Source organism: Virgibacillus sp. 7505, assembly GCF_002272135.1.
In the GTDB taxonomy this organism is placed as follows: Bacteria; Bacillota; Bacilli; order Bacillales; family Amphibacillaceae; genus Terribacillus.
This window is the reverse complement of sequence record NZ_NPBF01000021.1, coordinates 64,147-76,066: the sequence shown is the minus strand read 5'-3', so window position 1 is coordinate 76,066 and position 11,920 is coordinate 64,147. Positions and strand designations below refer to the sequence as shown.

Genomic DNA, 11,920 nt, shown 5'->3' with positions numbered 1-11,920 from the left:
TGAAGACATCATTTCTTTTCTTCTTGTTTATTCTCATCAGCATTTTGATCCTCAGTGTTTTGCTGTTCCTCTGTTGCAGCTTCCTGATCAGGTGCCGCTTCACTACCGGATTCCTCACCAAGTGGATCCATATTATATTCTTCCAGCAATTTATCCAGCTGATTTTGGAAATCTTCAACTTGTCTGTCACGATCCGTACCCGATAGATCCGGATTGTTCTTCACTTGTTCGATTTTCTTGATCAAGCCGTAGATAATCAGCTGCGGATCATCAATATACTTGGCTTTATTCAAGGAAGTATCGAATTCTCCACGACCGTTATAGATCCAATAAAGCAGATAATCTTGGTCACTGTTCAAGGATACATTTTTTAAAATTGATTCTTTTTCTTCATCAGATAAAGCTTCTACCTGGATATAGGAATATGCCAGTGCATATTTTGTCTGGCTCGGCAGCTTTTCCGGATCCTCTTCTGCCAAAGTTGAAATAACGTCATTGTAATTGTCCGCTAGGAACTCACCGTGCGCTTCCAATTGCTTATCTTGGAAAGGGTCCTTGATCAGCGCAAAGTAAACAAGCGGCGTTGCCAGCAAAATACTAAGGATAATCATGATGATGGATAAGCGTTTATATAACCTAAAACGTTTTGTCGGTAAAAAGCTCATCGTCTTTTCCGTTTTTTTCTGTTCCTTTGCATAGCTCTCTTGCAGGAATTGTCTTAATGCATCAATCGTTTCAAGCTTTTGGATCTTCTTCTCAAAATCTGATTCATTTGCATTCTCAAGTGAGCCATGATAAAGCTGATCGAATGAATATTTCTTCGAGAACATGGCGATGCTCAAGCATTTATATTGTTTAAGGAATGTCTCTGACTGCATATCGAATGGGGGTACGATTTCACGGACACCGCGATGAATCACTTGCGGCATCAAGTTCTCATCGAAGACGAGATTGTCAGGATGAAGGAAAAACGTGATCCGACTGGACAAAAAGCGTTCAAGTTTGCCAATATTGTTCAAAATGCGCAGTTTATCATCTTGGCGCAGCTTTTGGACGTCAGACCACTTTTTATGATTGGGATTGGTGTTGTAGATGAAAGCTAAAGTATCTTCCTCTTCTTGTACCTCCATAGGTACAAACTGATCGGAAGGTTGGTGCATCAAATGAAGCTGCCGGATATCTTTTACCGAGGTTTGTGATTTGGGCATTGTTATCCGGATAGTTTGTTTATCCTGCTGCAGGGTATATGTAGCATTATCCAATTCTATTTTTCTCTCATTCATGTTTTGCTGGCTCCTTCACAATTGGCACACACGGCTCTTTACTTTATAAGACTACTAGTACATCGCCGTCTGTGACTGGATAGTCTCTTAGATAGTCATCATCCGCCAGAACAAGATGCTTGGTTACGATCTTGATCGTGGAATGAATGTCATTTGTTTCGATATGCAATGTATCCATCACGTGATGAAGCAGCTGCTTCACCGTTAGTTGGGTGGGGATTCGCAAGTCATAGACAGATCCTTCTCCGCTGACAGATTGAAAGTCCATCGTGACGTTAATATGTTTCGTGTTGGCCATCGTCTTTCTCCTAGTCTAATAATTTTCGCATCATCATATATAAACCGATGCATAACGCGAGCGCTATTCCGATCAGGAAATAAAGTACTCCATTACCGGAATCCGCATCAGCTTGATCCGCTGCCTTCTGACCACTGGCAGCTTCAGAGGTATAGTCTGCGGTAAATAATGTATCCTGCACTTCCTCTAATGAAGATTGCTTATTGATGTCCAGTGTAAAAACACTATCTCGCAATGATTCTACATCCGCTCTTTTGCCTTCCGCTTTTTGCTGAATTTCATCTGTCGTTTCCTCATTGAATAGTCCTGGGAAAACTTTTTCCTTCTCCGTTTCCTGGTTATCTGTCCCAACATCTTTTTCCTTTTGTATACGGTCGATTTGCATCTGCAGACTTCCACGTTCATTTTCATCAGAATTAGATTCTGCTGATACTTCTATAGGTAGAAGTATCAGCAGAATAATGGTGAATATGAACGCCAAATCAACCAGCTTCCGTTTGGTTGTCATCGGCATTATCTACTCCTTTATCCGATTGGCTAATGACCAATAGGTTGGCTAAGGCACCTACAGCCGCTACGATGACCAGTGCAAATATCGCAACAACATAGTTGACCGAGCCTTCTACAATACGAAGCATGAATGTTTCCATGTACTGCAGAGGAGAAAACTTCTCAATTGTCGGGAATGCTGTGCTTGCTGTACCGATCGCATCTGTAAAGAACAGATACAAACTGAATATCGCCAGCAGGATGAACATTCCGATCATTTTCATCTGTCTTAACAAGTATGTCGCTATCAACAGCATCGCCGTGATAAGGAGAGCCATGACAGCTGTCAATTGCAGTTTGTTCAAATCGTCAATTGGCAAATAGTAGCTTGATACAATACCAATGACGATACCTTCCAACAGACCTATACCCGCTGTAATGATAGTGATTGGTGCATGCTGTACCATTAGTGATATATCTGATGCAAATTGATCATCCTGTTTTCGTCTCATATGCAACGTAGAGATGACATAAGCCGTGAAGAGAACGACAATGAAACTGATCAGCACTAGATAATAAGGCGTGAAAATCGTCTCGGCTTGTGCTGCTATCGTACCTTCATTGCTCGTCTGGACAGGATTGGAAAGGAAATCATATAGATTTTCATTCTGCCTGTCACCGACTCGGCTGTTTGCCAGCACTTCCGTGAAGTTCTCCGTGAAGTTCTGATCATCCGACAGCTTGTCTGTCAGATTGGAAGCAAGCGTCTCCGCATCGCTAACTAGATTTGTACCGCTCTCTTCGATTTCTCTAGCTTGCGTATCGATACTATCAAAGGTTTCGTATACTTGATCTGCTGTATTCGTATTACTTTGTGCTTGCTCAGCTAATGACTGACTCGACATCAAAAGCGGCTGGAATTCACTGCCCAATGTCAGGACAGCTTCCTGCTCACCCTGAGCATTCGTTTGGATTTCTGTTTGACCATCCAGTACCGTCATCATTTGTTCGCGCCATGCTGCTACATCTTCTAATGTCTGGCTGACATTGTCATTCAAGACCGCTGCTTGCTCAGTCGTTGCGGCAACCTGGCCAGTTAGTGTATCAGCATCTGCGATAGCTTGCTGCACCCGCGACTGGTAGTCTCCTACTTGCTTACGGAATGCTTCCGCTGGTGTTTGAAGCTGTTCTGTGACGCTGCCAGTGATTTGGTTTGTCATGTAGCCAGCAAGAAGATCCTTAATGTCTTTTTTCTTAAATAAGTAATACAGGGAGTCATTGGTAGCCAAATCATTTAAGCTTGCGGAACTAAAATTATCTGGTAGTCCATGCAATCCAAAACCATAATAACTTTCGTATAGTGAGCCAAGTTCTTGATAAGCAGTGATTGTATTTGTCACAGTGCGAATCAATGTCTCAGTCGTATCATCCAAGTCTTCTACAGGCGTACTGATTTGATGCTCGATGATATTGTCTTTGATATAGAGCTTCTCAGGCTCATCTTTATCTTCTTCATCTGGTTTATCACTGCCTGGCTGTTCGTTGGGATCTCCTGGTTCTTCACCCTCACCTGGTTCACTTGGCTGATCGTTTCCTCCATCACCTGGGTTTTCACCCTGATCATTATCAGGCGGAGTTATTGGAGTTTCAGCATTTTCTTCATTAGGCTGGTTTCCTTCATCAGGCGAAGTTTGATCATTTTCTCCATCATCAGATGGTGTATCTTCTGCAGGTGTATCTTCGGTAATCGCATCCTCTTGAGCTGGCTGGTTATCGTCTTTTTTGATTTGGGTCGTTGCGAGCAGATTTCCTTTTGTGGGTGCATAAGCCAAATCATCTGGTTTATCTACGTCTCCTAAATCCTTCTGCTCTAGAGACCAGCTCCAATCGATGGGCTTGTAAACATCGAAGCTTCCTTGTTCCTTCCGTAGCGTGAGATTTACCTTAAATTCGCCCTCACGGTTGGCTGGTAATTTTACTTCACCACTTTCCATTGCTCCTGTGTAAGACTGCTCCGCTTCACCTGGGAGCTGGATTCCTAAATGACTGACAGTGAAGCCTTCTGGAACTTGTAAACGGAAAATCTGACCTTCTTTTTTATTTTCAGGAATGTTGACACTATCTGTTACCTGAACACCTTCTCCTGTCAGCTTCTCATTCAATCTGTCAAATTCATCTTTCAAAATAGGGGAAGGATCCCGATCAATGTTTACATTCTTAATTTCATCCTGATATTTTTCTGTCATTGCAATGACATTCGTAATCTCATTTACTGTACTATCAGGCAAGCCTACATTTTGAAAATCTTCAATATTCAAAGAAGGCAGCTTTCCAATAGCTCGGTTAATTCTATTAACAGCAACTTGATTAGGGTCTTCAAACAGCGCGTTGATATTTAAATACTGATCTTCATCAAGCTCTTCCTCAATCGTATTCCTGATTCTATCCTCAATCTTAGCCCGGAATTGCTCATTACTTTCCGTCAGATACGCATCAATATCCTGCTGTAAGGCTGCAACTCTTCTAGAGGAATCCTGCAGCTGCTGCTGTAGTGATACAGAACCCGAATAGATATTAGTCGTATTTAATGATGTAACTGGACGGTTCATAACTGTATCAACAGCATTCTGCTGACTTGCTGCGAATTGACGGTTAATTGCTTCATTAGCAGCAACAAGCTGATCCAGTCGCTGGTCGACTTCCCCAGCCGTCAAACCTTGACTGAATTGATTGATTTGATCCTGGAAGTTTACAAGTTCCGTGTTATTCGTTTCTTTTAAACTCATCACTTCTTCCAGGTTGCTGACGAAGTCTTCTCCGAGCTGCGTTTCGTCAACTAGCTGATCTTCATAGGAAGCCAGTAGCTCACCGAAACTTGTGAAGCTTTCTTTTGAAACTTCGGTATTGTCTCTTACCATACCGAATTGATCGGTATAGCCAGACAATGGCTGGAACACATTTGAGTTATAGGAATTCGTATATGCCGCTTGACGGTTGACCATCTGACCAATGCTATCCTGTGCATTCTGCAGATTCCCGATGATGCTGGCAAAATACACATCAATGACTCTTCTGTTAAAATCATTCAGGATATCACTTGCTGTTTTCTCCGCTTCTTCCTTCATACGCGGATTTTCAGATGCATTGATCTTATACTGCAGCACTACTTGCTCAGGTGCTTCAGCAGTGATATTGAGTGATTTCTCCGAAAAGTCATTGGGAATTACGATCATCATATCGTATGTATTATTCTTCAAGCCGCTTTCCGCAACTCCCCGACTTACAACGAACCACTCATGATTCTCATTCTCACTAACCGAATTGACAAAGGCATCCCCGAAAGCAAGCTCGGTACCATTAAACGTAGAACCTTGGTCTTCATTTACAAGTGCAACCGACATATTCTGGGTTTGCGGCTGTTCCGCGGTCTTCGTCGTTTCCTGGTGCAAGGTTAAGTAAGATAAACCAGACGCTAGCAATACGATAAGTACTAAAAATAAAATCCATCTTTTATCAAACTTTTTCAATGTATTCTCAACTCCTGGTGTCTCCAGTTTGTATAGTATGTGTTTTCAAGTATCGTTTATGGTGATGATGGATGATACACAAAACTTGTTTTTTTACAGTAATTGGGCTACATAACGCATGCGTCATGCAGCCCACCCTGTCGTGTCATGCGACGGTCAAACAGCAGCCATTTGGGTGCTTATCTGAATCCGAAGTTTTGTGATAGTGCTTCGTCCTGCTCTTGTACTGCTTGAGCTGTTTTCTCGAGCTGCTGCTGGATATCTAGCATAAGCTGGGAGAACTCTTGAACTTTAGGCTTCAATTGGATGAATTGATCATCAAAACGATCGAAAGCTCTACCTTCCCACTCTGAACGAAGTTGTACCTGCAGATTACTTAGATCTGTAAGAACGTCATCAATTGTTTGAGAACCCTTACCATATCTCTTTGCATGGTTTTGTAACTGCTCAGGGGTCATGCGAATTTGTCCTGACATTTGCTCAGCTCCTCATTTAATTAAATTTTACAGAAGGTTGTAACGATTCCAATAAATGTATACCCATTACCTTCTAAAATAAATCCTAAAGAAAGGAAAATTTAAAGTCAACGGAGTATGAAACGATTTCCAGAAATTAAGCGGTAAGTCCCGAGACTCTATAGGCAGATATCCCGGTTTAGGAAAAGAAATAATATAGTACCATTATAATAGTCTTATAAACTGGTAATTTGAGGTTTTTTGCAAAATTAAGACGAATTATAGCAAAAAAGAACTTTACAATTATTTTACGTAAATAAGTACGGATGAAAAGTCAGTACTAAAAAAAGAAGAGCATATGTCTCCACATGCTCTTCTTTTAAGCAATCAGTTTTAATCCTACAGCTGAAGCCAAGATCAGCGCAATACAGACGAGTCTCTTCCAATCCTTCGATTCCTGGAAGAAAAGCATCCCGACGACTGCTCCGCCTGCAGTTCCTATTCCGGTCCAAATCGCATAAGCAGTCCCCATCGGCAGATACGACATGCTATAGGATAAACAGCCAAAGCTTCCGGCGAATCCGAGAACGAATAAGCTGATGTTCTTGAAGCTGGGCTTCTCATTTAGTTTATTGATCATTGTCACACCAAGCACTTCAAACATACCTGCTATGATAAGCACAATCCAAGCCATCAGGCACCCTCCTCTGTCTGTTTGTCCCCAGTTACCAGCTTAAGTCCAATAACACCTATGAGAAGAACTGCAATCAACGCGACCTTCGCCAGTTTAAAAGGTTCGCCGAAGAATAACATATCCACAATCACGGTACCGGTCGAACCGATCCCGACGAATACTGCGTATACGGTACCGACAGGCATATGTTTGCTCGCCTGCAGCATCAAATAGAAGCTAAGCAGGATACAAACAATCGTACCCAACCATTCAAGCGCATTATTTGCGTGCTTTAACCCAATAACCCATAATACTTCAATCAGTCCTGCCAGCACTACGCTAAGCCACTGTTTTGTCATGTTCATTTCCTCCAATCAAAAAAAGCCTGGGAGATAGAAATCTCCCAGGCTTTTATCCTTCCGTGTCACAGCATTGCTGTGCGTTTTCTCTCGGACCAGACCAGCTATTAACTGCGGAACCCTAGAAAACTATCTGCCATATTCATCTGGTCATTATAAAGGATACAAAAGCACAATGCAAGCAACTCTGATACAAAGTATTTATACTAGCTAAGTCAGGAGGAATACGATGCAATCATTCAGAAACTTATTTCAACAGCGGATCAATATGGATAGCGAAGTGACATTTGAGACTCTTCCTATACTATTACAACGTTTTGCTCAGTCCATCCCCTTTGAGAACCTGCGCATTATTGAGAAACATAAAAGTCTTCTATCAAAAGAAGGTCTGCAGGAAAAAATCCTTATTCACAGCGAAGGCGGCGTTTGCTATGAACTTAATACGCTTCTTTATCATTTCTTAGAGGATAGCGGATTCGATGTAATGTTAGTATCTGCCTGTATTTACGATGAGGATAAAAATGACTGGAGTCCTACCGGTAATACACATGTCACCATCCTTTTGAAGCATGATGGTGAAGAATATATTGTCGATGCCGGATTTGGAGCTAATATACCTCTTGCTCCACTTCCTATGTCAGGCGAAATGACGGCAACTGCTAATGGCCAATTCCGTATTATGGCCGCTGATGAAGGTTATACGCTGCATTTAAAATTAGCGGATCGAGACAACGATTGGCGTATAGGGTATTTTTTCTCGGTAGAAAAACAGATTACCGACATAACTGAACTGGAACAAATGCAGCAGATTATTGAAACACATCCTGCTTCCCCTTTCAATAAGTCACCGCTGCTTACAAGAAGGACAACAGATGGTCTGTATATTCTCACTCCTTCTTCCTTTACGAAATGGCAGCACGGTGTCCCTGAAAAGCAGACGATTGACGAGGATGAATATAAGATATTGTTACAAACTAAATTTGACATGCAGGGGCCGCAATAAAATGCGTCCTCTTTTTCGTGTATGCATTTTTTCTGTCCATCAGTATTTTTTCTTTATCCTTTGCTAGTGCTTTCCACATGATACAGCCCAGCAGTTTGTGCAGAATTGACTGTTTGTCATACGCAGTAAACCTGGTGAATAAGACTTTTAACGTTACCTACATAGCAATATATAATTTCTCTATCTTCTTATTTCATCTTGTTGCAATTATTGCTGTTTCCTTTGATAAAATGTCTTAAACACTATAAATCCTCTCTAAAACCATCACCGTATACTTTTCTTAACATAAGGAGAATGTGAGTGAAATATTCCAAACGATTGATAAGAATACTCGATTCAGCACAGCAACCCGATTTACCTATTACTTGCTCTGCTTTTTTTGGTTCTTACTTAAAGGAAGACGGCATTATACAGAAAGAGGTAACGCACTATTTGCTTCAATCAAATTCAGAGAATGCGCTGTTAGATGCTTTGGATAAACTAGATAAAGAATTAAAGGTGACAATTTATAATGGTTATCTTCTATCTGAAAATTTAATTGAAGCGATTGAGTTCGGAGCAGCACGTGCAAGAAAGTACAATCAAATAATCATGTCGGAAGCCCATGTGTTAGAAGGCATCCTTTCCTCCCTTCCGGATGCAAGAACGTGGCAGGATATTTTGCAGCTCGTAAGTACAACGCAAGACTTGATCGTCACGTTGCCTATACCAAGGATGCCTTTGATTTCTGAAACAGATGTGGAAACTGCTTCCTTATCAAATGAGGATGAAATCATTGAATTTGTAAAAGAGCATTTTGGCTGGCGCTGGAGTGAACAAGTGCAGCGGATGCTCCTCGAAGACGAGTGTGTTGTCTTTATAGTTCGAAAGAAAAATCAATTATCTGGTTTTTGCTGCTATCGAAAACAAAGTGAGGACTGTGCAGTATTTGGGCCGATGGGTGTAAGAAAAGACTGCAGGGATTCAGGTTTTGGCCGATCACTCCTATTAGTTGCTCTCCATGATGTAAGTGAACAAGGTTTTCGTGAATTTATCATCTCCGAAGCAGGTCCAATTGAATTTTATGAAAGAATACTTCCGTTAAAGATAAAAGAAAAAGGATGACCATTGTGGTCATCCTTTTTGATTAATTCAATTTCTCACCTTGATACACATCTGCTGCCAGTGGTGCACTAAGCATTTCTTTGGCAGCGGCGCTGAATTTTTGAAAGTGGCTGCTTGTATTATGTGCTTGGACAGCCTCCATGTCCTTCCAATTCTCCACCATGACAAAGCTGTTACCATCTTTTGGATCCTGGAATAGGTCGTAGCTGTTATTACCTGCTTCTGCACGGCTTCCTTCCATAACTGCTTCGATTTCTTGAAGGAATTCTTCTTTCTTCTCTGGTTTGACTGACATTCTAGCGTGGATGATAATCATAGTTTCTCTCTCCTTATTTCCATTCTGTAATTTGTTCCACCGGCATACGATAGGATTTGTAGCCAGCATCTGCTGCTTTCCCGATAGAAAGCAGCATGACAGGAACATAACGTTCTTTATCCAAATCGAATGCTTCAGCAATTTGGTCTTTCTCAAATCCGCCAATCGGATTTGTATCATAACCATATGCCTTTGCAGTCAGCATCAGCTGCATGGATACTAAACCGCTATCGATAAGGATTGATTCCCTATTTTTCTGTTCCGTAATACCTGAAAGCAAATTACGAATAGAGACCACTTGCTGATCTTTGACCTCTTTCGGCATCAGACCATGCTCTACTGCTTTTCCATAGATTTCTTCCAGGTAGTCAAGATTATTCATATCAGCAAATACGGCGATTACTGCAGAAGAAGTTTTCACTTGCTGCTGATTGAAGCGGGCAAGCGGCGCAAGCTTTGCTTTCGCTTCCGGGCTTTCGATGACAACAAAGCGCCAAGGCTGCAAGTTGACTGATGATGGCGCCTTCGTTGCTACAGTGAGCATTTCAGACATTTCTTCTTTACTGATTTTCACGTTTTCATCATACGTTCGGATGGAACGGCGATCCTGTACGATTTGCAAGAAAGCTTCCTTGTTATATATGGATGTTTCGTTCATTTGTTTTCTCCTCCTAGCTGATTCTTTGTAACACGGGACACATTTTCACTGACTTTGCTCAGCATTTGCAGGAAATGTTCTAGCTCGTCTTCCGAAAAGCCAGCGAGAGTCTCATTCACGAACTGGCTTTTTTCCTGATAGGATTGTTCGATATGACGCTTTGCTTCCTCCTCCAGCTTCACCCATGTAGCTCGCTGATCATCAGCTTTTTTGTAGCGCACAATCGTACCGGCAGCCTCAAGCTGCTTTAAATGTCTCGTTACAGCGGCGGCATCGATATTGACTTCCTTTTGTAATGCTGATTGGGTCACTTCCTCATGCTGCAGCAAATAATGAAGAATCTCCACCCGGGATGGGCTGGCGCCTAAGCATGCCTCAAACTTTGAGCAGAGCTCTTTATTTACAGCCTGCAGCTGCAGGAAAATCTGCAGACGGACAGAACAAGCAGTCATCGTCATAACCTCTTCCTAAATAGTTGATACATCAATAGTTGATAGGTCAATCATATATCTAAATTTTTAGTATGTCAAAAATCCTGCTCCTACTTTTACCTTCTCATTCTGTGATGGCCTTTTATGTTCAGTACTTTTGAATAAGCATTTTCTTGGTTTGATGAGTAAGATTCTGTTTCATCTTTAGGGTCATGGGGAGTTCGCCATATCTACTATAAATATAAAGAAGCTGGAGGTTCATCCCCCAGCTTTTATTACGGTAACTCAATCATTATTTTAATGTTGCCTGTTTCAGGTGCAGTCAACTCCTCAAAACGTTCCGGGAGGGACTCGAGGGATACATTACAGGTAATGAATGGTTGAATGTCTATTTTTCCTTCTTCCAGGGAATTTATAACGGTTTCGAAATCTTCCTTGGTAGCATTTCTACTTGCGTATATGGTCAATTCCCGCTTATGGAATTCCTGATCTGAAAATTGAAGCTCAGCCTGTACCAAGCCTACATAAATTATGCTTCCTCCATGGGCAGCATATTTATAGGCATTATTCATGGAGTTAATATTACCTGTCGCATCAAACACCGCTGTTGGATAATCCCCATTAGTGATTTCAGCAATATCATACTCAGGGTTTTCTTTTGCATTTACTGTATAATCCGGGGAGGCCCATTTTTGACAGAATTTCAATCTTTCCATACTCATATCCATTACAATGACTTTTGCTCCAGCGAGCTTTGCATATTGCATGATTCCCAACCCGATTGGACCTGCCCCAATCACCAGCACATATTCATCTCTTTGGATATTAGCCCGACTGACAGCATGTGCGCCTATACTCAAACATTCCACGATAGCAGCCTGATCGTAAGACAATTGATTGATTTTTATCAAATGGCTGGTGGGTACCGAAATATACTCCTGCATGCCACCATCTGTATGGACACCAAGCACTTGGATGTTCCGGCAGCAATTCGGTTTTCCCTTTCGGCAAGCTATGCATTCTCCACATTCCAGATAGGGAATGATTGCCACTTTATCTCCTAGGGAGAGGTCTTGGTTTTCTTCATTCAATTCAGCAATCTCTCCTGAAAGCTCATGTCCCAGAACTCTTGGATAGGAAAAAAAGGGCTGTCTGCCATGGTATGCATGTATATCCGTTCCGCATACCCCGATCCTATGAATCTTCACTAAGGCCTCCCCTTCTTTAACAGCAGGCCTTTTCCTCTCTGTCACTAATAATTGATTGGGACTATTGCATACGATCGTTTTCATAATAATTCCCCTCCGGTTTAGGATAAGATACC

13 protein-coding genes and 1 riboswitch are annotated in these 11,920 nt (G+C 41.7%); of the genes, 2 read left to right on the top strand and 11 right to left on the bottom strand.

The window, feature by feature from the left end; translation table 11 throughout:
• Window positions 1–8: 8 nt before the first annotated feature.
• The 7 genes from essB to CHH91_RS07855 all read right to left on the bottom strand — a co-directional run bounded on the left by essB (window position 9) and on the right by CHH91_RS07855 (window position 7,084).
• Window positions 9–1,283, bottom strand: coding sequence for a type VII secretion protein EssB (gene essB / locus CHH91_RS07885; protein ID WP_095222913.1), 1,275 nt, complete (start codon window positions 1,281–1,283; stop codon window positions 9–11).
• Window positions 1,284–1,326: 43 nt separating this feature from the next.
• Window positions 1,327–1,581 (bottom strand): EsaB/YukD family protein, encoded by a 255-nt coding sequence (locus CHH91_RS07880; RefSeq protein ID WP_095222912.1) that lies wholly within the window; start codon window positions 1,579–1,581, stop codon window positions 1,327–1,329.
• Window positions 1,582–1,591: 10 nt separating this feature from the next.
• The gene (essA, locus tag CHH91_RS07875) at window positions 1,592–2,089 is read right to left on the bottom strand and encodes a type VII secretion protein EssA (protein ID WP_176465721.1); all 498 of its coding nucleotides are present in this window, start codon (window positions 2,087–2,089) and stop codon (window positions 1,592–1,594) included.
• Window positions 2,064–5,597 carry a type VII secretion protein EsaA gene (esaA, locus tag CHH91_RS07870; protein WP_095222910.1) on the bottom strand — a complete coding sequence of 1,178 codons (3,534 nt, stop codon included), beginning with the start codon at window positions 5,595–5,597 and terminating at the stop codon, window positions 2,064–2,066. The genes essA and esaA overlap by 26 nt, the downstream gene beginning before the upstream one ends.
• A 179-nt stretch (window positions 5,598–5,776) precedes the next feature.
• Window positions 5,777–6,073, bottom strand: a complete 297-nt coding sequence (locus CHH91_RS07865; RefSeq protein ID WP_095222909.1) for a WXG100 family type VII secretion target — start codon at window positions 6,071–6,073, stop codon at window positions 5,777–5,779.
• A gap of 358 nt (window positions 6,074–6,431) precedes the next feature.
• Window positions 6,432–6,746: a DMT family transporter gene (locus CHH91_RS07860; protein ID WP_095222908.1), complete on the bottom strand. Its 315-nt coding sequence runs from the start codon at window positions 6,744–6,746 to the stop codon at window positions 6,432–6,434.
• Window positions 6,746–7,084, bottom strand: a complete 339-nt coding sequence (locus tag CHH91_RS07855) for a DMT family transporter (protein WP_095222907.1) — start codon at window positions 7,082–7,084, stop codon at window positions 6,746–6,748. Before CHH91_RS07855 ends, CHH91_RS07860 begins: the two co-directional genes overlap by 1 nt.
• A gap of 39 nt (window positions 7,085–7,123) precedes the next feature.
• A riboswitch (guanidine-I (ykkC/yxkD leader) is annotated at window positions 7,124–7,220 on the bottom strand.
• A gap of 93 nt (window positions 7,221–7,313) precedes the next feature.
• Here CHH91_RS07855 and CHH91_RS07850 point away from each other — a divergent pair.
• Window positions 7,314–8,087 carry an arylamine N-acetyltransferase family protein gene (locus tag CHH91_RS07850; protein WP_095222906.1) on the top strand — a complete coding sequence of 258 codons (774 nt, stop codon included), beginning with the start codon at window positions 7,314–7,316 and terminating at the stop codon, window positions 8,085–8,087.
• A gap of 300 nt (window positions 8,088–8,387) precedes the next feature.
• The gene (locus CHH91_RS07845; RefSeq protein WP_095222905.1) at window positions 8,388–9,191 is read left to right on the top strand and encodes a GNAT family N-acetyltransferase; all 804 of its coding nucleotides are present in this window, start codon (window positions 8,388–8,390) and stop codon (window positions 9,189–9,191) included.
• Between the two features lie 22 nt (window positions 9,192–9,213).
• On the opposite strand, the gene CHH91_RS07840 is transcribed toward CHH91_RS07845, so the two are convergent.
• The 4 genes from CHH91_RS07840 to CHH91_RS07825 form a co-directional block, all read right to left on the bottom strand.
• On the bottom strand, window positions 9,214–9,507 hold the full coding sequence (locus tag CHH91_RS07840; RefSeq protein WP_095222904.1) for a putative quinol monooxygenase: 294 nt from the start codon (window positions 9,505–9,507) through the stop codon (window positions 9,214–9,216).
• A 13-nt stretch (window positions 9,508–9,520) separates the two neighbouring features.
• Window positions 9,521–10,165, bottom strand: a complete 645-nt coding sequence (locus tag CHH91_RS07835; RefSeq protein WP_095222903.1) for a nitroreductase family protein — start codon at window positions 10,163–10,165, stop codon at window positions 9,521–9,523.
• A complete protein-coding gene (locus tag CHH91_RS07830; protein ID WP_176465720.1) occupies window positions 10,162–10,617 on the bottom strand; it encodes a MarR family winged helix-turn-helix transcriptional regulator in 456 nt (151 codons plus the stop codon). Before CHH91_RS07830 ends, CHH91_RS07835 begins: the two co-directional genes overlap by 4 nt.
• A 254-nt stretch (window positions 10,618–10,871) precedes the next feature.
• Window positions 10,872–11,888, bottom strand: coding sequence for a zinc-binding alcohol dehydrogenase family protein (locus CHH91_RS07825; RefSeq protein WP_095222901.1), 1,017 nt, complete (start codon window positions 11,886–11,888; stop codon window positions 10,872–10,874).
• Window positions 11,889–11,920: the final 32 nt, after the last annotated feature.